Genomic DNA, 23,987 nt, shown 5'->3' with positions numbered 1-23,987 from the left:
TTTATTAATTTTGCTTGTCGTTTACTATTAACCAAAGAGGGACGTTTTAAACAATCCGACTTACTTCCTGTTTTTTACATGGCAGGTCCTGAATTCGTAAAATGCAATGTACAATGGGTGACAGCTTCTGCTACAATCCACTTATCAACTCCCAAAATTAAACATATGTATTTATGTAAGTGTTTACAACGCAGACTTTTTGGAGAGATGTGAGTTTTATAGATCAGGAGGTGGTTGCGAACCCAAAAAATTCAAACGTTTGCACTGTGAAAGGGAGTTTAAGTGTGTGTAGTTTTTTTTTGAAATCCATTCAAACGTTTGCACAAAAATTAAAATTGTGAGAGGAGTAAATCAAGTGATAAAAAGATTGACAAGGCGAGCATCTTTTTTCCTTAGTTTTATATTCCTGGTTACTTCCATCTACGTCACACCGGCAATTCCAACTCAAACAGCTGCAGCGGCAGATAACCAGAGTACGGCAACGGAGCCTGTGAATGGCACGATGATGCAATATTTTGAATGGTATTTACCGAATAACGGGAACCTTTGGAACAATCTGCAGGCAGATGCTTCGCATTTAAGCGACATCGGCATTACCGCAGTATGGATACCTCCGGCGTACAAAGGGCAAGCCGGTATCAACGACGTCGGATATGGCGTTTATGATCTTTACGATCTGGGCGAGTTTCATCAAAAAGGTACGGTTCGAACGAAATATGGAACAAAGGATCAGCTTCAGCAGGCAATCACATCTCTGCATAACAATAATATTAGTGTTTATGGGGATGTTGTAGTCAATCATAAAATGGGCGGGGACGGTACGGAAAGCGGCAATGCCGTCGAAGTAGCGGGGAATGACCGGAACCGCGAAACCTCAGGATCTTATAATATCAAGGCTTGGACAAAATATGACTTTCCGGGCCGGGGCGATAAGTATTCTGGCTTTAAATGGAGATGGCAGCATTTTGACGGGGTAAGCTGGAATGAGGATAACAAGAAAGAAGGAGTTTATAAATTTTCCGAAAAAAACTGGGACTGGGAAGTAGATACGGAGAACGGGAACTATGACTACCTCATGGGCGAAGATATTGATTATGATCATCCGGACGTGGTGAACGAAATCAAAAATTGGGGTGTCTGGTATGCCAATACGTTGAATCTCGACGGGTATCGGCTGGATGGTGTGAAGCATATTAAATATAGCTTCATGAAGGATTTTGTGGCCAATGCCAGATCTAAAACAGGCAAAGAATTGTTTTCCGTCGGCGAATTTTGGAGCGGGGATCTCGGCAAGCTGCAAAATTATTTAAATAAAGTCGGAAGCAGCGTTTCTTTGTTTGATGTTCCGCTGCACTATCGATTCCAATCGGCTTCAAACAGCAACGGCAACTTTGATATGCGGAATTTAGGGCAAGGAACACTGGTCAATGCAGATCCTTTACATGCAGTAACCTTTGTGGACAATCACGATACACAGCCCGGACAGTCGCTGACTTCTTGGGTATCTGACTGGTTTAAGCCACAGGCGTATGCTTATATTTTGACAAGAGAACAGGGGTATCCGTCCGTATTTTACGGAGATTATTACGGCATTCCGAATAATAACATCAAAGGATTGAAGGATAAATTAGATCCGCTCCTCAAAGCGAGAAAAGATTACGCTTACGGCAATCAGCACGATTACCTCAACCATAATGATATTATCGGTTGGACGCGTGAAGGCCTTGCAACAAAGCCGAATTCCGGATTAGCTACCCTGATCACCGACGGTGCCGGCGGTTCCAAGACGATGTATGTGGGAACACAGCATGCCGGAGAGACTTGGGTCGATATTACCGGAAATCGTTCCGACACCGTAACTATCAATTCGTCCGGAAATGGAGACTTTAAAGTCAATGGCGGGTCTGTGTCCGTATGGGTCAAAAAATCCGACGGCCCTACCCCTGAACAGGGAAAGGGACTGAAGATTCATTTCAAGAAGCCGGCGAATTGGAGAACGCCTCAATTGTATTACTACGAAACATCGCCCAAAGTATCGGGGGAACCGGCTTGGGCCTCGGCACCGGCAATGACGCAAGAAACTGGGGAATGGTATACCTATACCATTGAGAAAACGAATAGCGCCAGGATTATTTTTAAGGACGCGAACGGCAATCAGGCTCCCGGACAGAACCAGTCAGGATTGTTAAGGAACGCAGAAGGTTGGTATGACGGTACCGCCTGGCATAATACGAATCCCGACGGTTCCCAGACGGATAATCCGCCTTCTGTTCCGGAAAATTTGAAAGGAACTGCCTCATCAACATCTCTCCGCCTGACCTGGAGCGCCTCTACGGATGACAAAGGGATTAAGGAATATGAAATCCTTCGAGACGGTACGCGGATTGGCACTTCCGCAACAAACTCTTATACCGATAATGCTGTAACGAAGGGCGCTACGTATTCTTACACTGTAATTGCTGTTGATACGGCCGGACAAAAGTCTGATGCGAGCAGCGCTTTTTCCATAAAAATAGAGGAGGATAACGGGCAAGAAGAACCTGTTCCATCCGGTACATTTAGCTGGGATAATGCAAACGTTTACTTTGTGCTGACCGACCGCTTTAAGGATGGAGATCCGAGTAACAACAATTCTTACGGAAGACCAAGCGTCGATGCAACCGGAAAAAATATCGGGACCTTTCATGGGGGTGATTTGAAAGGGCTTACACAAAAATTGAACGAAGGCTATTTCACAGAGCTTGGCACGAACGCAATCTGGATTACGGCGCCATATGAGCAAATGCACGGCTGGGTAGGCGGCGGAACCGGCGGCGATTTTGCCCATTACGGTTACCATGGGTATTATGCCCAGGATTACACGATGGTTGATAAAAACATGGGTACGGTGGAAGATATGCGCGAGTTTGTCGATACGGCCCATGAAAAGGGCATTCGGGTCGTACTTGACGTCATTATGAACCACCCCGGATATGCGACTATCAAAGATATGGAGGAATACGGGTACGGGGCAAGAAATGGCATTGGCTCAAGCTGGGCGCCAGGGAGCGGGCAAACCTGGCATAGCTTCCATGACATGATCAACTATAAAGATTCCTCTGCCTGGTCCAAATGGTGGGGGAGCTGGGTCCGCGCCGGTATTGCGGGGTACGAGAATTGCGGAGGCAGTGATTTGACCCAATGTGTGGGGGATCTGCCGGACTTCCGCACTAATGTAACCAACAATATAGGTCTTGCTCCTCTGCTGCAAACGAAATGGGGGAAAGAGACGAACGGATACAATCCATGGATTGTTCCAGCGGCGCAGAATTTGCGTAAAGACTTAGGTGTAGCACCGGCCGATTATATCAGCAAATGGCTGGCGGCATGGGTTGAAGAATTCGGAATCGACGGATTCCGGGCGGACACGGCGAAGCACGTGGACATGAACCGTTGGAAACAGCTCAAGAATGAAAGCAGTGCCGCGTTGGAAAGATGGAGACAGAACAATCCGGATAAGCCGGGAGCGGACTGGACCGACAATTTCTGGATGACCGGTGAAGTATGGGGACATGGCGTAGGAAAGAGCGAATACTTCAGTAACGGTTTCGATTCCATTATTAATTTCTCGTTCCAGGATGCAAATATCAATTCCCTGGAAGGCATTTATTCGGACTATGCTTCCAAGATTAACAGCGATCCTAACTTTAACGTATTGAGCTATATTTCTTCGCATGATACCCGCTTGTATGACAGAGGCCGATTGATTCAAGCTGGTACGGCACTGTTACTGCTGCCAGGCGGAGTTCAAACGTTCTATGGAGACGAAGCGGGAAGAGCCTTCGGGGAGACCGGTTCGGATCCGCAGCAAGGCACCCGTTCGTCGATGAACTGGAATAATTTGAATCAGGACGTATTGTCGCACTGGCAGAAGGTAGGTCAGTTCCGCAACAACCATATCTCGGTGGGAGCGGGCAGCCATGCAAAAATCAGCGACAGTCCATATACCTTTAAACGGACCTACAGCAAGAACGGAATAGAAGATAAGGTTGTCGTTGTGGTAGGGGCTTCGGGCCCGACCAAGGTGAATGTGGCATCCGTGTTCCCTGATGGCACACTGGCTCGTGACGCATACACCGGTAATGAGGTTATTGTAAGCGGCGGTTCTGCCACTTTTACACCGGGAGCAACCGGCCTGATTTTAATTGAACAAGGAGCGGAGACCAATCTTCCAATCGTATCCGCATCTCCTGGCGGCGGAAATTACAAAACGGACACAGTGAAAATTACGCTGCATTTGAAAAAGGCGGATAGCGGCAAGTACACACTGGATGGATCCGAACCGAAGCAGGGAATCAGTTTTACGGACGGAACTGAACTTACGATTGGCGAAGGTTTGGAATTTGATGAATCTACCACTTTGAGATTGTATGCTGAAAATGAAGAAGGCGTATCATCTCAGGAATACAAATATACCAAGAAGGATCCGGACGCCGGGTTGACGATTCGCTTCAAGAAACCGGCCGACTGGAGTACGCCGTACTTGTACTACTACGAAACTTCTCCTAAAGTTACTGAACCGACCTGGGCTACCGCGCCGGCTATGATCAAGGAGAACGGAGAATGGTATTCCTATAAGATTGAAGGTGTTGACAGTGCTACTTTGATCTTCCGGGATAGCAGCGGCAAGCAGAATCCGGGACAAAATAAGCCTGGATTTACAAGAAGCACGGATGGGTGGTTTGACGGCACATGGCATGATTCAAATCCCGACGGAGAAGGGGACACGAAGGCTCCAACCGCACCGGGTAACTTGAGATCGACTACGGTTACCGATAAGACGGTAGCTTTGGCTTGGGACGCATCAACCGATAACATCGCGGTTACGGGATATGATATTTACCGCAATGGTTCCAAGGTTGGCAGTGCTACTTCATCCACTACGTATACAGATACCGGGCTTACCCCGGAAACAAAATATTTGTATACAGTCAAAGCCCGTGACGCGGCTAATAACGAGTCTCCGGCTAGTGCGGAGTTAGAAGTTACAACCGGGCCTGCAGGGACGGGCGGAAATAAGGTGACCGTATACTATAAGCACGGCTATGCTAATCCGTACATCCATTATCGTCCGGAAGGCGGGACATGGACTGCCGTGCCGGGAGTAGCGATGGAGGTCTCCGAAGTACCTGGCTATAGCAAACTGACTATAGATATAGGGACTGCTAAACGCATAGAGGCTTGTTTTAGTGACGGGAAGAACAGCTGGGACAGCAATAATGGCAAAAATTATTTCTTTAATACAGGAATCTGGACTTATAAAGGCAGTGGGCAAATTGTTGAGGGAGCCCCGGATCAAAGTGCCGCTAATAAGGTGACCGTATACTATAAACATGGCTATGCTAAGCCGTATATCCATTATCGTCCGGAAGGCGGAACATGGACTGCGGTGCCGGGCGTAGCGATGGAAGCCTCCGAAGTAGCGGGTTATAGTAAGCTAACGATCGACATTGGAACAGCTTCCCGGTTGGAAGCCTGCTTCAATGACGGAAAAGGGCAGTGGGACAGCAACAACGGGAAAAATCACTTCTTCAATACGGGGACATGGACGTACACGGGTAATGGCAACATTCAGCCTGGCGCTCCCTTGTCCAATGCTCCGGCATCGGAAACTCCGGCAGGGCTTGATACTATAATGGATCCCGATATTTCGGAAGATCCTAATGTTCCGGTGGAGCCGACCTCACCAGAGGAAGCGGGGGGAGAAGTAGCGCCGCAACCGGGAGTGGAACCTCAACCGGAACCTCAACCGAAACCTCAACCGGAACCTCAACCGGGTCCAGAAACGGAAAGTGGATTGATGGTGAAGATGGCACCGGAAATTTCAGCATCTAAGGCTAAAGTGATGCACTATAACGGTTGGCAGAAGCGTTTAATTGCATAGAAGTAAGAATAAAGAACCCTATTATGGGTTCTTTATTTTTGCTAGGATTGGTTTCTCCAGTTATGACTACTGACTACTTCATTCTTCTGTTCTAACTCTTCCGATTGGATTTTTCCAATGAAAAACCCTGGGTTTGGTGTAAAGGGGCAGTTCTATTGGAAATTTCCAATGAAATAGTGCTGAATTGCCCGTAAAGAGGGGATTTGGTCGATATTCATTGGATATTTCCAATGAATATCATTGAATATGCGAATGAAAGGTAAATCCATTGGATATATCCAATGAGATTAGTTGCAAACAAAAACCGCCAGGGAGCTCCTAAGCTCCACTGACGGTCCAGTTTCTGTATTGCAATTAGAGACGTTTTCTTCTGAAAAAGACGACGAAAATGCAGGCTAGCAGAAGGATTAAGAGGGAGATCCCTGCGGTGAGGGCCTCGTTGGGATTCGTCTGTACCTTACGTGCATCTCCCTGACCGAATCCCCCAAAACCGTCGGGCCAGCCTTCGCGGCCCATTTGGTCGCCGCCGAACCCGCCGCCGAAGTCACCGCCTGGTCCCCATTGGCCGCCATTCGCGCCTTGCTGGCCCGGGATGCCTGCACCGTTGTCCGCGGCATCGTCTGCCGGTTGCTGCGACTGTGCGTCGGGCATCTGACCATCAGGCATGCCATCAGGCGGCATTTGCGGCATCTGGCCATCCGGTGGAAGCTGCGGCATCCCGCCGTTTACATCAGGGGGAGCACCGCCGGGTAGGCCGGCTGCTCCGGCCCCATCGCCGGCTGCGCCCTGTTGAGCACCGCTGCTTGGTTGCTGCGACTGTCCGTCAACGGCGCCCGCTTGGCCGGCATTGTTTGGTGCGGCTGCGTCGTTCGTCGCTTGCCCGGTCTGCGGTCCGGCGGCACCGAACTCAGGGCGGTCGCCGCCACCTCTGCCGCCCATACCACGCATACCGCCCATACCGCCGCCGCTGCCGGAGCCGTCGCCGGAGGAAGGAAGCGTGCCGTCAAGCTGCTGTGAGATATTCTCCACCTGCGAAGCGTTGGTGGAAATGAGTTTGGGCACAGCTTCTTCGAATTGTTCGTAGGAATAGAATGGCCTTGGATCGGCCTTCACGTAGGACGAGATCATCGCGGAAACCTCGTTGACGAGTGCCGTGAAGGTGTCATTTTCAAGGTAGCCATCAACCGCTTCTTGAAGGATGGAGTGGTACAACTCCTTATACTCATCGACGGCCAGCAGTTTGGCTACCAAAGGACGCTCGGCAACCGCGCCTTGGGTCGGCTCGTCGATCAGCAGGCTGCTGCCGCCTCCACCTCCAGGGCCTGCGGCCGCTCCGCCGCCGGTCTTCCCGGCACCGGCCTCGCCCTGGCCGGCTCCCGCACCTGCGGCCTGGCCGGCTCCCGCACCGGCGGCCTGCACCGGCGCCTCTTGGCCGCCCGTCGCTGCACCCCCGGCGGTTCCGCCCGCTGCTGCACCGGTCGGCCCGGCCGCTTGCCCGCCCCCGGCTGGGCTCGCGCCCGCTCCGCCGACCGCGGCCTCACCCGCCGCGCCCGCTCCGTCCGCCGGGGCATTGCCCCCCGTGTCGGCGCCCGCCTTGGCCCGACCGGCCCCGCCGAAGCCTCCGCCCATGCCTCCTCCGCCTAAACCGCCGAACGCCATGTTGTAATCCCATGGCAGCACGGAGAAGACACCGTCGTCCTCATACAAATAGTAATTCTGTTTGTTGCCGCCGATATAACTGTCGGTATTGTTGGTGAGTACATTTAGAGCGATGTAGCCGAGCGATTCTTCCACATCCAGAACCTTTTCGTAATCCGAGCCGTTGTTGAGCTCATCAAGCATATCGATCAATACTTCGCCGTTCGTCGACTTCGACTTTAGAGCTAAGCCGGTATATGCATCCGGGTCATCGCCAAGCCAAGCCAGGTCACTTCCGCTTCCGGTCATTTGGCCTTTGTAAAGAGCGCCGTAGGCGTTTCCGAAATGCCTGTTCAAGTAGGCATCGCCAATCTGCTCGACGGCGAGATAAAATCCCCAAAGCTCATCATTTACATAGACATTTATGAAAGAATATTTAGGCGTAGGCAACCCCATCTCTTCCGCCAACTCGTAGGTCAGAAACTCCCGCATGGAGGTGGCGTCGCTGTAGTTGTTGTTCAAGTTGATTTTACTGATGCCATCCAAAGTCTGGTTGAGATACTCGTCAAAAGACAGCTTGAAGCTGTACCGGTCCGAATCCGACATTTGCACGACGCTGCGCAGGCTTAGATTGCCCTTGGTCCGAATGCCGATGTTGTCAAAATGCTGCCCGTTATAATCGACTGAAGCCTTCTTGTATTCTTCTGCGCTGGCATTGTCCAGCATGTCCTGAAAATCATCTTCATCGATCGTGATTTTCACGTCAACGACCGTATCCTTTGGAAAAACCTCTTCATCCAGCTTGCGTTCTTCCGCGGATACCGATTTAGTATCGGCATCACCGTTGTTTGTGCTCGCGCTTTGACTGGTTCCGCCGCAGGCGGCAAGTCCGAAGATCAGCAGCAGTGAACAAAGGGATAGGAACGGCTTTGCAAGCTTTCCTTTCATTTCCTCACCTCCGCGTTTTAAGATACGTAATCACCGTTATAGCTGATCAGGACCGCATTCTTCACTCCGCCGAGCTCGGAAATCTGATTGACGAGCTTGCCTTCCCCGTCGCGGAGTCGCACCTCCAGCGTCATTTCGATGTTGCCGGGAGATACCGTTTTTTGTTTAACGTTGTAGCGTTTTACAATACTGCGCATTTGGCTATGGATCAGCCCTTCGCTCTCATCGGTTTCGCAGTTGACGACAAGCAGGTAAGGCGTTTCCGCTGAAGTATTTTTGATAAACAGGAACATCACGAGTCCGACGACCACGGAACCGATGGCTGCTAGAGTGTAGAAGCCGGCCCCGGTCACAATACCAGCGGCAGCTGCCCAGAATAGGAAAATCAGATCGGTAGGGTCTTTAATCGGGGTTCTGAAACGAACGATCGACAGGGCGCCGACCATCCCGAGCGACAGCACCAGGTTGGAATTCACGGCAATGATGATCATAGCGGTGACCATAGTCATACCAATCAGGGACACATTGAAGCTTTTGGAATAAAGCACCCCGCTGAAGACACGTTTGTATAAAAGAAAAATGAATAGCCCGATAATGAATGAAATGCCCAAGGTGATGAGTATTTTGGAGATGCTGATATCGGAAGTGAAATTATCCATAATGGAATTTTTGATGATATCGCTGAAATTGGTCGATTGATTGGTTGTATTCATGAACTTATTGATCCTCCCAGGAATTCATTTTTAGGTATTTGCAGCAGATTACGTATTTTGAAGCCGATTGATGGCGTAGCCCGTCCATTTGCAGGGCGGTCCGGATATATTCCGGAAGGTACTCGTCATACTTGACCTCGAGAATAATGAGATGGTCGTCAAGGGCAGGAACCGGCTGGAGCGACCGGTCAAAAATATCCGTTGCATGCAGCCCGGTCCGCAGCTCTTTGTCAAACGTAATCCTGACATTGCCGTTCTTGCAGACGTAAGGCTCACGCACATAGTCGACGATGACCTTGGGTCGGAGGAGATTGTGCTTCATCTCCCGGTACAATTCCATCATGAACGGCTTGTCCGGCTGATGGAGCACTTCATAATCTCCTCGTATAATGGAGTCATACATTTCCCGGGTCAACGGTTCCTTCAGCTTGGCGATGTGATCGCCCACCTTGATTTTTTTCTCAAAATGGATGATTTGATCGTCCCCGTTATAAATACGGATCCGATATTTGCGCCGGTCGCGGAACCCGCCGAGCTTCTCGGAAAGAGCCGAGCTGTCCACGTCGTCAAAATACAGACTGCGGATATGATACTCGCCGTTCCGTCCCGCATGCTTGTCATGCTGGATCAGATTTTTAAGCCTTTGGCAAAGGACGTAATACTGATGCCGGTTAATCATAAATTTAAGCTCGTGGCGGAATTTAAGATCCTTGTAGACGGTATTCAATGCTTAACACCTCGCTTCTCTCTCTTTTACCGAATGCATTTATCCTAACAAGGTTTGCTGATTACTCACTTAACGGAAACTGAATATAAACTGAAAGTTTTTACACTGCGTTGACAATTGGATGCAAAAGGTAAAAGATCGTAAGAGATGAGATTACCAGGGGAGGAGAACGAGATGAGCTTAGGAAAAAGAACGATAAGCATAGGCGGGACGGTGCTGCTGGGCGTCGTTCTATTGACCGGTGTGATCGTGCTCGAAGCGTGGAGAGATCAAGGACCGGATCAGAATCCGGGATATGATGGAGCTGCTAAATCCATAGTCACTACTTTTAAAGGAGATCCGAAAACATCGCGGGCTTTTACCTGGTATTCAGAGAATGCGGAGGCAAAAGGGATTTTTCAGCTGGCTGCCGGGACTGATGCGGAAGAGTTGAAAAAGAGTAATGCGCTGACTTTAGAAGCCGAATCCACAGTGATCGATGTAGGAGAAGGACAGGAGAATGCGGTTCACAAGGTAGAGGTGACCGGACTCAGTCCGGGTACGTCCTATATTTTTAGAGTCGGGGACGGCACGAAGCAAGGATGGAGTGAGCCTGCCATTTTCGAGACAGAGGGTATGAATGAGACCACCTTTACGTTTCTAAATGTCACGGATTCTCAGGGCGCAACGGAAGCGGATTTTGAGCAATGGGGGCGTACGTTGGAAAAGGCCTTCGAGATGTTCGGAGATGCCAAGTGGATCCTTCATAACGGGGATTTGACGGAAGAGCCGGAGGATGAGGAGGGGTGGGACTATTTTTTCGGAAAAGCTGCGGCTTGGCTGCCCCGGATTCCGCTAATGCCGGTTACCGGCAACCACGACGAGGTGAAGGGAGAGTCCAAACGGTTTACCTCGCATTTCAACCTGCCGGCAAACGGGGCGGAAGATTCTGCCGCCGGAACAACGTATTCCTTCGATTACGGGAATGCTCATATCGCCGTGTTGAACACGGAATCCAACATCAAAGGACAGACGGAGTGGCTCCGGCAGGATTTACAGAACAGCGATCGGGCTTGGAAAATCGTTGCCATCCATCGCCCGGCTTATGGAGGGAACAGGTACGATAAAATCAGCGACTGGGTGTCGGTATTTGATGAGTTAGGCGTCGATTTGGTGCTGCAGGGTCATAATCACGAGTACTCGAGATCGTATCCTTTGAAAAATGGAGAAATCACTGAGCAGGGTGATGGGACCGTCTATGTGGTGACGAATGCGTCCGGATCGAAATTCAATGACAAGAAAAAGGACAAATTTTATCATGCGGTCCATTTTCAAAACGGAAAGCAAATGTTTGCAGGGATTACGATCGACGGAAATATACTGACGTATCAAGCTTATGATGTGGACGGGAACAAGCTGGATGAGTTTGTATTACGGCATTGATTCCATCTCAGATGTTCACATTTTGATCTCTCCCTTTCAAGAGCAGGATCACTCCGAGTGGAACCAGAATCAGCATGGCGCCCAAGCCCCAAAGAAGGTCTGTGCTGCTTACGATCTGGTCGGAGAGCAGGCGATAGTAGGCGTAAAGTGAGTAAGGGAGAACCGGGAAAATCGCGGTAGCAACGCCAGGGGTGTATTGTTTCAGGAACAGTGTTTGGCCGATATGGGTGAACACATGCAGAAAATACAAGTGCAAAGCCGCCAAAAACAGCAGGTAGAAATCGAAGAAAACGGCCAGCATCGTAACGAGAACGATTAGTGAGTACACCCACAATACGTCCTTGGCGAAATGGAAGGTGTTCATTCGAAGGGACGACTGAAAGGCTCGCTTGGCGAAGCCCGGCAGCGTTTGGCTGACGCGATCTCCGTGCTTTGCGGCCCATTTTTCGACCGTCAAGATCTCTTCGAAATCGTGGAACAGGAATGTTACGGGAAAAAGCCAAAGCAGGCTTAAGAGTTCGACATGCTCGTTCAAAACGTTTAGCAGCTGCATAAGAACATCTCCTTTTTTTTAATTCCTGAGATTCAAAATGCCTTGCAAAAACAGCTTGGCGGTTTGGCGGCCCAATTCCGCCGCATCCTTCTCTCCGGTCGCGCTGTAACGGTAAATCAGGCGTTCTACAGAAGCGACGACCGATTCCGCTGCCAGCTCGGGTTCCACATCCGGGCGAACGATCCCGGCTTGCTGGTTACGGATCATGTTGGAGCAAATCTGCTGCACGATCCTATCGCGGATCGATATGCCTTTCTCGGTATCAAGCAAAACGATTCGAGTTAAATTGGCGTTCTGGCCGAGCAGCGCAAACAGACCCGTGAAGGCTTGAATGACGTAAGCCTCAAGCTCCTCCGGGCTTTTCCCCGCAGCCTGACGGCCAGCATCGGTAAACGGAAGCAGCCGTTCCTCGAATTTCGCCAGCATTTCCTGAAGTATTTCATCTTTGCTTTTAAAGTAAAGGTAGAAAGCGGCTTGGGTAAGCCCGGCATTTTTGACGATTTGACTGACTGTTGTTGCATGAAAGCCTTTTTGGGCGAAAAGTTCTTCGGCGGAAGTCAGCAGTTTGCTTTTGCTTGCTTCCCCTTTGGGAGTTAGCATATGAAGCACCCATCCTTTTTATAACTAATTAGTTAGCTATAATATAATTGTCTTTTTAAATAAAGTAAAGCCCTTCCCGTTGTCTCAGTCCGTTACCGGCCTTGACATGGGAAGAGCTTTAGTCTTTAGGACGGAGTGGAGGCCTAAACCGGCTGTTGTCCGGAGCGTACGCGCGGCGAAGGTTGGGAACCAGGCGCAGCCACATATTCACTTCCGCTGAAACCGCTGCATTCGCGGAAGGCGAAGTGGCGGCAACCCCGGCATTTTTCACCGTTCAAGGTTTTCAAGGCGTAATTCAAGGCTTCACCCGTATGTTCGAAAAAGTGTTGTTCTCCGATGACATTCAGCCCGCCCGTCTTGATAAGCAGCCTTTGGGGCTGCGGCCGGATTCCGCTGATAATAACGCTGGCACCGATTCCTTGCAGGCGTTTGATCAAGGCCAGAAAATGGGCCTCACCCGTCGTGTCCATGAACGGGACTTTGCCCATTCGAAGAATGACCGCCCTTAAATCCGGGCCGCTCTCCATAATAGAAGCAAGATCGGCAAACGTCTGCGAAGCGCCGAAAAACAGCGGACCGTCTACAGTAAAGATCGATACCTGAGGGCAGTCATGGTCTTTGGCGACTACGTGGGTCGCCACTTTCTCTCGAAGATTTTCCCGGTCAGGCAGCACTTTGTCTACGCTAAGCAGGTCGCCCATGCGTTTGATAAACAGCAGCACGGCCATCACGAGCCCGACTTCCACCGCCGTCGTTAAGGTGGTAAAGACCGTTAGCAGAAACGTTACGAGCAATATAACGGTATCGCTGGTCCGGGTTTTGAGCAGCTTGGCAAACGCTTTGCGTTCGCTCATGTTCCAGGCGACCATCATCAGGATTGGCGCCATGCTCGCCAGCGGGATATTTGATGCATAAGGCGCGAATAAAATGACAACGAGCAGCACGACAACGCCGTGGATGATTCCGGAAAAGGGCGATACCGCCCCGTTCTTGATATTGGTTGCCGTCCGGGCAATCGCGCCCGTGGCCGGGATGCCGCCGAAAAACGGCGTAACCATGTTGGCGATCCCTTGGCCGACCAGCTCCCGGTTGCTGTTATGGCGAGTTCCCGTCATGCCGTCGGCGACCACGGCCGAGAGCAGCGACTCGATGCTCCCCAGCAGGGCGATGATCAGCGCCGGTTGAAGCATCGTGCCAATGCGATCCCAGGTAAGAGAGATCGGGTGCAGCCCCGGGAATCCGCCCGGAATGTCGCCGTAGGCGGAGCCGATCGTCGCCACTTTGCCGGGGAATAGCCAGAGCGCAACCAAGGTGGAGACGAGGATGCCGACGAGGGACCCGGGTACCTTGGGAAGAATCTTTGGCGTCAGCAAAAGGGCGGCCAGACAAATGCAAGCCGTCAGAATGCTGAAGACGTTCAGGGAAGGGAGACGCAGGACGATTTCTCTCATATTTTCAAAAAAATATTCATGCCGCTCCATATTCTGAAGTCCGAGGAAGCCTGCGATCTGACCGCTGAAAATTGTTACTGCTATACCTGCTGTAAACCCGATGGTCACCGGACGAGGTATAAACTTTATCAAAGAACCCAGCCTGAGGAGCCCCATGAGAAGAAGAATAATCCCGGCGAGAAAACCGGCGATCAGAAGATTCTCGTACCCGTACTGCATAACGATGGCCAACAGGATCGGTATGAACGCGCCGGTGGGACCTCCGATCTGAAATTTCGATCCGCCAAGCAGCGAAATCAGAATCCCCGCGACGATGGTCGTGTAAAGCCCGTATTCAGGCTTGACGCCCGAAGCGATGGCAAACGCCATGCCCAGAGGTATCGCGACGATGCCGACGATGCATCCGGAAATCAAATCTTTTCGTAAAGTCCCTGCGTTATAACCACTGTACCGCCCACTCCACTTCATCCTTAACCCTTCTTTTCTATAAATATGTTGATCTTATTTCTCTTTGCGGATTCCCTCCAATAACGAAATCGACTCGACCAGATGATTATCAAAAATTTGCCGGGCCACCGCCAGCAGGTCCTTGATCAGAGGATCACGGAGCGAATAGACGACGGTCGTGCCTTCTTTTACCGTGTTGACCAGATTCTTGGCCCGAAGTACGGAGAGCTGCTGCGATACGGCGGAGCCTTCGGAACCCACGATGCTTTGCAGCTCATTGACATTCCGCTCGCCTTCGCAAAGAACCTCCAGGATACGGATGCGCATCGGATGAGCCAGCGCTTTGAAAAACTCGGCTTTAAATTGCTGCAAGCTTATGTCCATGGCATTAAGCTCCTTTCACGTTAAACGGATTGTATTTTATTATATTCAAAGGTTTGAATATATTGAATGACATACATCATAAGGCATCCTGTACCAGATAGAGAGTCCGGTTTTAATTGACAATGATAATTATTATCAACTAGAATAGAGATAGATTATATTGAATTTATGCTTGGTCGGTGTATTTATTTTGGAGGAGGCGTGGTCCCTTGTTTATCATGACAAGAACGATCTTGGTCGAAAAGGGCAACAGCGACAAAGTGGTCGCGAGATTTAGCGGAGAGGGTCCAATGGACAATATGGACGGGCTCGTTGACATCAGCGTGATGGTGAACACCAAGAGTAAAGAACAGGAAGAAGTCGTGGTCGTCATCCGCTGGGAGTCCCAAGAGGCTTGGAAGAACTGGGAGAAGAGCGACGCTCATATCCAGGGCCATAAAGAAAATCGCGGGAAACAGCCGCCGGCTTATGTCCTCAGCACAGAGGTTAAATTATATGAAGGCGAAGTCGTCAAGCGGGGCAAAGCTTACCGCTAATACCGCAGCAAGGGTGAATCAGAATCCGTAATACCAAAATTTAAATTACGATCAGCCGCTCTTACGGGCGGCTTTTTGGTATATACAGGACTTCTGGTGAAGGATTTGACAGGCAATTTTAATAGAGGGTAAGATCGTTTAGGAGTAAAGCTAGAATGATAGCTTATAATGAGCAAATTACAGGTAAGGAGATAGATGATATGAAACTGGTATCCTGGAATGTCAACGGCTTAAGGGCCTGCGTGACTAAAGGGTTTTACGATTATTTTAAGGCAGTGGATGCGGATATTTTTTGCTTGCAGGAAACCAAGCTCCAGGAAGGGCAAATCGAATTGGAGTTAGGCGAAGAGTATGGACAGTATTGGAATTACGCCGAGAAGAAAGGGTATTCCGGAACGGCCGTGTTTACCCGGGTTAAACCGTTATCCGTCCGCTATGGCATAGAGGAAGATAGCGAGCCGGAGGGCAGAACGCTGACCTTGGAGTTCGAAGACTTCTACCTTGTCAATGTTTATACGCCGAACGCAAAGCGCGACCTGGCCCGCCTCGACTACAGAATGGAATGGGAGGATCGCTTCCGCGGCTACTTGCAAGAACTGGACAGCCGTAAACCGGTGATCGTATGTGGAGACCTCAATGTCGCCCATCGTGAAATCGATTTAAAGAATCCCAAGTCCAACCTTGGAAATGCCGGTTTTACACCGGAAGAGCGGAATAAGATGACCAAATTGCTGGATGCCGGTTTTGTGGATACGTTCCGGCACTTTTATCCTGACCGGGAAAATGTGTACAGCTGGTGGTCTTATATGCCTAAGGTACGGGAGCGGAACGTGGGCTGGCGCATCGATTATTTTCTGGCGTCTTCCCGGCTGGCACCACAATTGGTAGACGCCCAAATTGATTGCCATGTGATGGGTAGCGATCATTGTCCGGTCATCCTGGAGGTCGAATTTCAGGCTCAACCATAATAATAGAGAATAGATTCCTGTTTAATAGGTACGTCCTTCTGCCGTTGGAGAAACGGAGGAGGACGTTTTTGCTATAGACGGGACAATAAGGAAATCGTTTTATAATAGTTTTCTATTCCTCAAAATCCTTTTATAATAAGAAGGTTGTAGTCAAAAAGTGAAATGCACTTGGATGTGTGCCAATACGGCAGAAAATGGATGAATCCCGGCTAATTGACAAAGGATAGGACTGGGCATATCATTTACTCTATTAACCTGATTTGATTAATGCGATTAACAATTCCCGGGACAGGCGGGATACGAAGTATGAGTTAAAATATGAAGCGAAAGTTGAGTGTGTATATGTTTGCAAACATAAATGGTACCCGTATTTATTTTGACGTTGAAGGGTCGGGCTATGTGCCCGAAGGGGAACGGATGCGCCATAAGCCCGTTCTGTTCGCGATTCATGGAGGACCGGGCAGCGATCATGCCGATTTCAAGCCGTGGCTGACGCCGCTTGCCGAGACGGTTCAAATCGTCTATATGGATCTTCGCTGCAACGGGCAATCGGAACGGGTTGATCCCGCTACTTGTACGCTGGAGCAGCTTGCTGACGATATTGAAGCGCTCCGCAACTATCTCGGCTTTGGGCGAATCCAACTGATGGGCCATTCCTTCGGCGGAATGGTGGCGCAAGTGTTCGCTACGCGTTATCCCGACTCGCTGGACAAGCTGGTACTGCTGTGCACGGCGCCGAGCCGCGAGTTCTATCCGGCAGCTATGGATTTCGCCCGGAAGATTGCCACGCCGGAGCAGCTTAACGTAATTCCGGAGTTGTTTGAAGGTCGGATCGAAGACGAAGCCCATCTGATCCGTTGGTGGGATGTCTGCTACGATCTCTATTTTCATGTCCGGGATGAAGAGATTATGCGAGAGACGGGTAACCGTCCGATCGGCTCGATGGAAGTGGCGAACTACACGTTCAAACACTTTATTCCATTGTATGATGTCCGTCCGCAACTGCCTGATCTGAAGGTTACGACCTTGATCATCGGCGCGCGCCATGATTGGGTGACACCTGTCTCGCAATCGGAGGAGATGCATAAGCTGTTGCCTAACTCCCGACTTACGGTGTTTGAACACAGCGGACACATGCCGTTCATTGAAGAGCATGATGCATTTATTTCATTATTAACCGGCTTTGTAACGGAGTAAGATGGAAACTTTACAGCAAATGAGGACTGCAAAATGACAGAGATCGAGATATGGAGAGAGGAACGCCAGCGTTCGGTCATTGAGTTTCACGGTGACTTGGCGCTGATTGGACTGCACACCATTTATCAACCGATGCGCGTGGAAGGGATCCCTGGACTTTGGGCTCCCAAAGCGGCAGGGGAACAGGGGCTGACACTTACGGCTCAGGCATCTGACGGGATCACCCTGAACGGAGCACTCGTTGAGGGAACCGTTTCGATGGAGGCTGATCATACGGTGGTGCGCTTTTCAGAGTCGCTGACAGCGGTAGCCACAACTCAGCCGGGGTCCGATCATTTGCTTGCCATTTACGATTCGGAAGCTGAAGCGATCCGGCGGTTCGAGGGTATTGCCAATTTTCCATATGATCCCCGTTGGGTATTGGAAGGCCGGTTTATCGGCCAGGATGGGGAGCGGACGATGGCATTTGCCCATGTAGATGATGCGCAAGGGAATGTGCGTCACCATCAATCTCCCGGAGACATTGTTTTTTCATATGAAGGAAACACCTATACGATGACTCCGTTTAAGTCGGGAGATGTGCTGATTCTGGTATTTGCGGATACGACGAACGGATTGACAACTTATGGACTGGGCCGGATGCTGGTGGTCCAGCCGGATGAAAGCGGGAAGGCGATCCTTGATTTTAACCGGAGCTTTTTGCCTCCATGCGCGTTTTCGTCTCATTTTAATTGTCCGTTTCCGCCGCAGCAGAACCGGCTGCCCTTTGACATAAATGCTGGGGAACAGAAGGTATTGACACGGGAATAACACAAATGTACGCTTATAGCGACAAAATACGACAAATTCATTGACAAACTATTTAAACGGCTCAATACTTATAAAACATAGTAGTTTAATATGAATTGAAATTAAAACAGCAAAGGGGTGCACAGCGTGAAATCAAGATTTTTTTCGACAAAAAAATTTCTGGCAGTGACTTTAATATTGGCACTTGGAGTGCTATCCGCCTGCGGAAAAAGCAATACAGGCAATACGGGCGGGAACGGAGCCGCCTCCGAGAGCGGGAAGAAAACGGTAAACATCGGGGTTACCTATTCTCCTAACACCTTGAACCCGCTTTATCCGGTGGGCCTGGTTTCCACTTATGTGACCGGACTTTTGTTCCAGCCGCTGGTGGATATCGATGAGGATCTGACATTCAAGCCGATGCTCGCCGATTCGATCGAAACGGCCGATAATAAGACTTTTACCATCAAGCTGAATGAAAATGCGAAATGGACGGACGGCACGCCGGTAACGGCGGATGACGTTATTTTCACGCTGAAGCTGATGAGTAACGCCAAGGTGGCATCCACCTATGCGTATATGTTTGCCATTCTGGAAGGCCTGGACGACACAGGATATTTGCCGGAGGGCAGTGAAGAGATTTCCGGCGTGAAAAAGGTTGACGACCACACGCTGACAATGACGACGAAAGCACCGACTACGCTGACTATTTTTCAAGATACGATCGGCCGCTATTTGCTCACCGTTCCTCAGTCGGCACTGAAAGACGTCGCTCCGGAAAATATCAATAAGAGCGAGTTCATGCAAAAACCGACCGTAACCAACGGTCCGTTCAAGCTGGTTGAATATAGCCGCGATCATTTTGTGCAGCTCGAAGCCAACAAGGATTATTTCAAAGGGGCACCGAAGATCGAGCAGCTTAATTTCAAAGTGATGCAGCCTACCGCGATTTCCGCTCAATTGCAAAGCGGAGAGATCGATATGAACATTCCTTCGGCCGGCGTCATTCCGATCGGGGATTACGATAAAATCAAGGGTCTTAAAGGTCTTACAACCGTAGAAGGTCCGGCGATTGCAACCCAATTCATGTATATTAATGAAAAGTCGGTGCCGGATGCCAAACAGAGAAAGGCGATTTCTTACGCGATTAACCGCGAAATGATCGTGAATAACTTGCTGAAGGGTTCGGGGGAAGCCGTGAGCGGATTTTTCACCAGCTACAGCCCTTATCTGGATGCCAGCGTGAAGCCGGATGCGTATGATCCGGAGAAAGCCAAGAGCCTCTTGCAGGAATCGGGCTGGGATTCGGGCAAAACCCTTACCTTAACCGTGTTGTCCGGGGACAGCACGCTGGAGCAGGCGGCTAACATTATGGCCGAGAACCTTAAAGCTGCCGGCGTCAACGTGAAAATTCAAATGGCGGACTTGGCTACCCTGGTCGATAAAATCGTGAAAATGGAGTATGATCTCGGCATTTTGACCGTATCCATGACACCGGTGAACCCGCTGCCGGACGTAGCTTACTTCCTGCAAACAGGCAATCCGAACGGATACAGCAACGCGAAAATCGACGAATTGCTGGCATCGCTGTCAGCTGAAACCGATGAAGCTAAAATCAAGCAATATTATAATGAAATTCAACAAATCGTTGCTGAAGATGTACCGATGCCTTCGATTTACGCGACCAAAGCACTCGGCGCCATCAATGACCGGGTTACGGGAGCGAAGCCTAAAGACTTCGGCATGTTTATCAATGTAAATGAATGGGATGTCAAGTGAGTGAGATGAACGAACTGCTCAAAGTGGATCATCTGCGGGTCGCGTTTGACAGCGATCGGGGAAGAACCGTGGGGGTAGATGATGTAAGCTTTCGCGTCATGCCGGGCGAAACGCTGGCTATCGTGGGGGAGTCGGGCAGTGGCAAAAGCGTCACTGCCCTGTCCATCATGCGGCTGCTCGGCGGCAACAGCCGGGTTGAAGAAGGCCGTATCATGTTCGACGGCCGGGATCTTCTCGAGCTGGATGATCCGGGGATGCGCAGCATTCGCGGCAATCAGATCTCGATGATCTTTCAGGAGCCGATGACTTCGCTGAACCCGGTTCTGAGTATCGGCTTCCAGATGCGCGAAGCGATTATGCTTCATATGGGGCAAAGCAAAAAAGAAGCCCATGCCACGGCTATTCGCATGCTGGAGAAGGTCGGGCTGCCACGGCCCGAGAAGATGATGAATGAATATCCGTTCGCTTTGTCGGGCGGCATGCGCCAGCGTGTTATGATCGCAATGGCCCTGTCCTGCAAGCCAAAGCTGCTTATCGCGGACGAGCCGACCACGGCGCTGGACGTAACCGTCCAGGCCCAAATCATGACGCTGATGCAAGAGCTGTGCCGGGAAGCCGGCGCGGCTATTCTGCTCATTACGCATGATCTTGGCGTCGTTGCCGAAATGGCCGACCGGGTCGTGGTCATGTATGCCGGACAAGTCGTCGAGGAAGCGGATGTGTTCGAGCTGTTTGAACAGCCGAGGCATCCGTACACACAGGGGTTATTGAAGTCGATCCCGCGGATCGATGCGACGAATGACGAACAGTTGGAGTCGATTCCGGGCGCAGTACCGGCTAGATACGAGTCGATTCCGGGCTGCCGCTTCACGAATCGCTGTCCATACGCCACCGATCGGTGCGCAAAGGAAATGCCGCTGCTGTCGGCAACAGGGGAAGACCACTTCACGCGCTGCTGGGAAGTCCGGCGGGCGGAGAACGGACTACGGGAGGAAGAGGATAGCCATGCATAATCCGAAGGATCCTGCTGTACCCTTGCAACCGCTGCTCGCGTTGGAAAACCTGAAAAAATATTACCCGGTCCGCAAAGGGATCATTAACCATACCGTCGATCATGTTAAAGCTGTGGACGGAGTCGATTTGACCATTTATCCGGGGGAGACGCTGGGACTGGTCGGCGAATCCGGCAGCGGCAAGTCCACGATCGCCAAGCTCATCGTCGGGCTCGAGACGCCGACGGAAGGGCGGATTCTGTTCGACGGGCAGGACATTTCCCGGTTATCGCGGCGCGAAATGATCGGTCTGAGATCGGAACTGCAAATCGTGTTTCAGGATCCGTATTCTTCGCTGAATCCGCGTAAACGGGTGGGCGATCTGCTCGCCGAGCCGTTAAAGGTGCATCGGATCATGCCGGCCAAGGATATTTCCCGGGAAGTGGACCGGCTGCTGGAACTTGTCGGACTGCCGAAGAATAGCCGGGGCCGCTATCCGCATGAATTTTCCGGCGGCCAGCGCCAACGTATCGGCATTGCGCGTGCGCTCTCTCTTAAGCCCCGTTTGGTCGTATGTGATGAGCCTGTTTCCGCGCTGGACGTTTCGATACAAGCTCAGATTTTGAACCTGCTCAAAGAATTACAGCGTGAGCTCGGTCTTACTTATTTGTTTATCGCGCATGGACTGGGAGCGGTCAAATATGTGAGCGACCGAATTGCCGTTATGTATTCTGGGAAAATCGTTGAAACCGGGAAAGTGGACGAGATTTTCCGGGAACCGAAGCATGAGTATACTAGAACGCTGCTGGACGCCAGTCCGATTGCAGATCCGCGCCAGAGAAACAAGCGCCGGGCATTCCACTCCCATTGATGAAGATCCGAGGTGTTACGTTTGTTCAAGTATGTGATTAGACGGCTGCTGATTGCAATCCCGGTGCTGCTCGGGGTGACCGTCATCAATTTTATTATTATGAAAATGGCTCCGGGCAATCCCGTGGACATGCTGATCAGTCCGCAGACTCCTGCGGCTGCGCTGGAGGCGAAGCGGATCGAGCTCGGCCTGGACGCTCCGGCCTACGTTCAGTATTGGAGCTGGTTCACCCATTTGCTGCGCGGGGATCTCGGTTATTCCATGGTGACGTATGAACCTGTCGGACGAATGATTTTTGACCGGCTTGGACCAACCCTGCTGCTGATGGGGACCTCCCTGATCATCGGCGTTGCCATCGCGATTCCGCTCGGTATCCTGAGTGCCAGACGACAGTATTCCAAGCTGGATTATGCGGCGGTGACGGGGTCTTTCCTGGGGATCTCGATCCCGAACTTTTTTCTCGGACTCGGACTGATTTACGTATTCTCTTTATGGTTGAAAATATTGCCTTCGAGTGGAATGAGCACCTTGGGAGGCAACGGCGGGTTCGTGGACATTCTGCTGCATTTGATTATGCCGGTGATCGTGCTCACGGCGAATGTAGCGGGCCGAAACATACGTTACGTCCGCTCAAGCATGCTGGAAATTCTCGAGCAGGATTACCTGCGCACGGCGCGAGCCAAAGGGTTGAAGGAAACGCTGGTCATCAACAGACACGCTGTCCGTAACGCCCTTATCCCAATTGTTACTGTACTCGGCATGGAGATTCCGATCCTGTTCGGCGGTGCGGTTGTAATCGAGCAGATCTTTTCATGGCCGGGCATCGGCCAACTGACGATGTCTTCCATTATGAGCCGGGATTACTCCACGATCATGGGGCTGAATTTGCTGGCGGCCGTCATCGTCATTCTGGCGAATTTGCTGACGGATATCGCATATGCCTTGGTCGATCCGAGAATCAAATACAGCAAATAGGGAGCGGCGGTTAAATGAATTTATTTAAAAGATATTTTGCAGGGCGCTCGGAAGCGCAGGAGGAGATGCTCGGCTGGCCGGAGGGGGAGGAGAATTCCCGGACCCTGTTCTGGCGCCGGTTCAAGCGGCATAAGCTCGCCGTGGCGGGGCTTGTGGTCATTGGCATCCTGACGTTATGCGCGATCTTCGCTCCTTTTATAACGGCATATAAGCCGACCACCGTTACGGACAGCTTTGGCGCGGCGCCTTCGCTGCAGCACTGGCTCGGTACGGATCAGGTCGGCCGCGACCAATTGTCCCGCCTGATCTATGCCGCTCGGGTGTCGCTGGCAGTCGGTCTGGGCTCGATCGTCATCTCTGCGGTCATCGGCACGGTGCTCGGCCTGATTTCCGGCTATTTCGGCGGATGGATCGACAGCATCATTATGCGGCTGACCGACATCTTCATGTCGTTCCCTTATATCATGCTGATTCTGGTCGTCGCCAGCATTGTCGGACCGGGCCTAACCAACATCATCCTGATCCTCGGGGTACTCGGCTGGCCGGGCGTGGCCCGGCTGGTGCGGGGGAATGTGCTCTCCGCTAAAGAGAACGACTACGTCAAGGCCGGACGCGTGCTCGGCTTCAGCTCGGTGCGCATCATCTTCTCGCACATTCTACCGAATGTGGTCGCGCCGATTCTCGTGTACGCCACATCCGGCGTGGCGGGCGCGATCCTGGACGAGGCCGCACTCAGCTTCCTCGGTCTCGGCGTTCAGCCGCCGACGCCGAGTTGGGGCAACATGCTTGCCAGCGCCCAGTCGCTGACGGTGCTGACCTCGCAGCCGTGGCTGTGGGTCCCGCCCGGCCTCATGATCATATTGATCGTGCTGTCGATCAATTTCGTCGGCGACGCGCTCCGGGATGCGCTTGACCCGAAGAACAACAAATAAAAGATGGAAGGCCGCCCTAAACTGGTACCCTTGTCAAGGACACTTAAAAAAGAGAAGGCTTAGGCAACAGACAATAGATGATTCCTGTACTGAACAGGGGTCATCTTTTTTAATCCCCATTGATACCTGTGATGGTTGTAAT

19 protein-coding genes and 1 pseudogene are annotated in these 23,987 nt (G+C 51.1%); 12 read left to right on the top strand and 8 right to left on the bottom strand.

Annotated features, from left to right (window positions below):
* Window positions 1-406 precede the first annotated feature (406 nt).
* Together amyS and KB559_RS25325 are read left to right on the top strand one after the other, a co-directional pair.
* Window positions 407-1,927: pseudogene (amyS, locus tag KB559_RS25435) on the top strand (alpha-amylase); the annotation flags it as partial.
* Complete coding sequence (locus KB559_RS25325) at window positions 1,907-5,923, top strand: starch-binding protein (protein WP_348772951.1); 4,017 nt, start codon at window positions 1,907-1,909, stop codon at window positions 5,921-5,923. The pseudogene amyS and the gene KB559_RS25325, both read left to right, overlap by 21 nt.
* A gap of 354 nt (window positions 5,924-6,277) precedes the next feature.
* On the opposite strand, the gene KB559_RS24760 is transcribed toward KB559_RS25325, so the two are convergent.
* Genes KB559_RS24760 through KB559_RS24750 form a run of 3 tightly spaced genes read right to left on the bottom strand, consistent with a single transcriptional unit; the run spans window position 6,278 to window position 9,949 of the window.
* Window positions 6,278-8,509, bottom strand: coding sequence for a CotH kinase family protein (locus KB559_RS24760; protein WP_211026162.1), 2,232 nt, complete (start codon window positions 8,507-8,509; stop codon window positions 6,278-6,280).
* 17 nt (window positions 8,510-8,526) lie between these two features.
* Window positions 8,527-9,222, bottom strand: coding sequence for a DUF4956 domain-containing protein (locus KB559_RS24755; RefSeq protein ID WP_211026159.1), 696 nt, complete (start codon window positions 9,220-9,222; stop codon window positions 8,527-8,529).
* Window positions 9,223-9,226: 4 nt separating this feature from the next.
* Window positions 9,227-9,949 (bottom strand): polyphosphate polymerase domain-containing protein, encoded by a 723-nt coding sequence (locus KB559_RS24750; RefSeq protein WP_282103200.1) that lies wholly within the window; start codon window positions 9,947-9,949, stop codon window positions 9,227-9,229.
* 174 nt (window positions 9,950-10,123) lie between these two features.
* On the opposite strand from KB559_RS24750, the gene KB559_RS24745 reads away from it, so the two are divergent.
* Window positions 10,124-11,371: a purple acid phosphatase family protein gene (locus tag KB559_RS24745; RefSeq protein ID WP_211026157.1), complete on the top strand. Its 1,248-nt coding sequence runs from the start codon at window positions 10,124-10,126 to the stop codon at window positions 11,369-11,371.
* 7 nt (window positions 11,372-11,378) lie between these two features.
* On the opposite strand, the gene KB559_RS24740 is transcribed toward KB559_RS24745, so the two are convergent.
* The 4 genes from KB559_RS24740 to KB559_RS24725 all read right to left on the bottom strand — a co-directional run bounded on the left by KB559_RS24740 (window position 11,379) and on the right by KB559_RS24725 (window position 14,806).
* On the bottom strand, window positions 11,379-11,924 hold the full coding sequence (locus KB559_RS24740; RefSeq protein WP_211026155.1) for an HXXEE domain-containing protein: 546 nt from the start codon (window positions 11,922-11,924) through the stop codon (window positions 11,379-11,381).
* 18 nt (window positions 11,925-11,942) lie between these two features.
* On the bottom strand, window positions 11,943-12,524 hold the full coding sequence (locus KB559_RS24735) for a TetR/AcrR family transcriptional regulator (protein ID WP_211026153.1): 582 nt from the start codon (window positions 12,522-12,524) through the stop codon (window positions 11,943-11,945).
* Window positions 12,525-12,667: 143 nt separating this feature from the next.
* Window positions 12,668-14,443: a SulP family inorganic anion transporter gene (locus tag KB559_RS24730; RefSeq protein WP_211026150.1), complete on the bottom strand. Its 1,776-nt coding sequence runs from the start codon at window positions 14,441-14,443 to the stop codon at window positions 12,668-12,670.
* A 33-nt stretch (window positions 14,444-14,476) separates the two neighbouring features.
* Window positions 14,477-14,806, bottom strand: a complete 330-nt coding sequence (locus KB559_RS24725; RefSeq protein ID WP_211026148.1) for an ArsR/SmtB family transcription factor — start codon at window positions 14,804-14,806, stop codon at window positions 14,477-14,479.
* A 209-nt stretch (window positions 14,807-15,015) separates the two neighbouring features.
* Between KB559_RS24725 and KB559_RS24720 the strand changes: the two genes are divergently transcribed.
* The 9 genes from KB559_RS24720 (at window position 15,016) to opp4C (ending at window position 23,845) form a co-directional block, all read left to right on the top strand.
* Window positions 15,016-15,342, top strand: a complete 327-nt coding sequence (locus KB559_RS24720; RefSeq protein ID WP_211026146.1) for an antibiotic biosynthesis monooxygenase — start codon at window positions 15,016-15,018, stop codon at window positions 15,340-15,342.
* Between the two features lie 200 nt (window positions 15,343-15,542).
* Entirely contained in the window at window positions 15,543-16,310 is a 768-nt protein-coding gene (locus tag KB559_RS24715; protein ID WP_211026186.1) for an exodeoxyribonuclease III, read from the top strand.
* 318 nt (window positions 16,311-16,628) lie between these two features.
* Complete coding sequence (locus tag KB559_RS24710) at window positions 16,629-17,507, top strand: alpha/beta fold hydrolase (protein WP_211026144.1); 879 nt, start codon at window positions 16,629-16,631, stop codon at window positions 17,505-17,507.
* 33 nt (window positions 17,508-17,540) lie between these two features.
* Window positions 17,541-18,317: a DUF1684 domain-containing protein gene (locus tag KB559_RS24705; protein ID WP_211026142.1), complete on the top strand. Its 777-nt coding sequence runs from the start codon at window positions 17,541-17,543 to the stop codon at window positions 18,315-18,317.
* Window positions 18,318-18,443: 126 nt separating this feature from the next.
* The gene (locus tag KB559_RS24700) at window positions 18,444-20,075 is read left to right on the top strand and encodes an ABC transporter substrate-binding protein (protein ID WP_211026140.1); all 1,632 of its coding nucleotides are present in this window, start codon (window positions 18,444-18,446) and stop codon (window positions 20,073-20,075) included.
* Between the two features lie 5 nt (window positions 20,076-20,080).
* Entirely contained in the window at window positions 20,081-21,088 is a 1,008-nt protein-coding gene (locus tag KB559_RS24695) for an ABC transporter ATP-binding protein (protein WP_211026184.1), read from the top strand.
* Window positions 21,081-21,938, top strand: coding sequence for an ABC transporter ATP-binding protein (locus KB559_RS24690; RefSeq protein ID WP_211026137.1), 858 nt, complete (start codon window positions 21,081-21,083; stop codon window positions 21,936-21,938). Before KB559_RS24695 ends, KB559_RS24690 begins: the two co-directional genes overlap by 8 nt.
* Before the next feature lie 21 nt (window positions 21,939-21,959).
* The gene (locus KB559_RS24685) at window positions 21,960-22,913 is read left to right on the top strand and encodes an ABC transporter permease (protein WP_211026182.1); all 954 of its coding nucleotides are present in this window, start codon (window positions 21,960-21,962) and stop codon (window positions 22,911-22,913) included.
* A 14-nt stretch (window positions 22,914-22,927) separates the two neighbouring features.
* A complete protein-coding gene (gene opp4C / locus KB559_RS24680; RefSeq protein WP_211026135.1) occupies window positions 22,928-23,845 on the top strand; it encodes an oligopeptide ABC transporter permease in 918 nt (305 codons plus the stop codon).
* A gap of 59 nt (window positions 23,846-23,904) precedes the next feature.
* Here opp4C and KB559_RS24675 read toward each other — a convergent pair.
* On the bottom strand, window positions 23,905-23,987 hold an 83-nt coding region (locus tag KB559_RS24675), incomplete at its 5' end, for an IS3 family transposase (RefSeq protein ID WP_211026180.1).

Source organism: Paenibacillus sp. Marseille-P2973, assembly GCF_018101095.1.
Classification (GTDB): Bacteria; Bacillota; Bacilli; order Paenibacillales; family Paenibacillaceae; genus Fontibacillus; species Fontibacillus vini.
This window is presented reverse-complemented; position numbering and strand designations above follow the sequence as displayed.

Coding starts and splice junctions, on each gene's coding strand:
- KB559_RS24760 (WP_211026162.1), bottom strand. CDS start 8,509: ATGAAAGGAAAGCTTGCAAAGCCGTTCCTATCCCTTTGTTCACTGCTG.
- KB559_RS24755 (WP_211026159.1), bottom strand. CDS start 9,222: ATGAATACAACCAATCAATCGACCAATTTCAGCGATATCATCAAAAAT.
- KB559_RS24745 (WP_211026157.1), top strand. CDS start 10,124: ATGAGCTTAGGAAAAAGAACGATAAGCATAGGCGGGACGGTGCTGCTG.
- KB559_RS24740 (WP_211026155.1), bottom strand. CDS start 11,924: ATGCAGCTGCTAAACGTTTTGAACGAGCATGTCGAACTCTTAAGCCTG.
- KB559_RS24735 (WP_211026153.1), bottom strand. CDS start 12,524: ATGCTAACTCCCAAAGGGGAAGCAAGCAAAAGCAAACTGCTGACTTCC.
- KB559_RS24730 (WP_211026150.1), bottom strand. CDS start 14,443: ATGAAGTGGAGTGGGCGGTACAGTGGTTATAACGCAGGGACTTTACGA.
- KB559_RS24725 (WP_211026148.1), bottom strand. CDS start 14,806: ATGGACATAAGCTTGCAGCAATTTAAAGCCGAGTTTTTCAAAGCGCTG.
- KB559_RS24715 (WP_211026186.1), top strand. CDS start 15,543: ATGAAACTGGTATCCTGGAATGTCAACGGCTTAAGGGCCTGCGTGACT.
- KB559_RS24710 (WP_211026144.1), top strand. CDS start 16,629: ATGAAGCGAAAGTTGAGTGTGTATATGTTTGCAAACATAAATGGTACC.
- KB559_RS24705 (WP_211026142.1), top strand. CDS start 17,541: ATGACAGAGATCGAGATATGGAGAGAGGAACGCCAGCGTTCGGTCATT.
- KB559_RS24695 (WP_211026184.1), top strand. CDS start 20,081: ATGAACGAACTGCTCAAAGTGGATCATCTGCGGGTCGCGTTTGACAGC.
- KB559_RS24690 (WP_211026137.1), top strand. CDS start 21,081: ATGCATAATCCGAAGGATCCTGCTGTACCCTTGCAACCGCTGCTCGCG.
- opp4C (WP_211026135.1), top strand. CDS start 22,928: ATGAATTTATTTAAAAGATATTTTGCAGGGCGCTCGGAAGCGCAGGAG.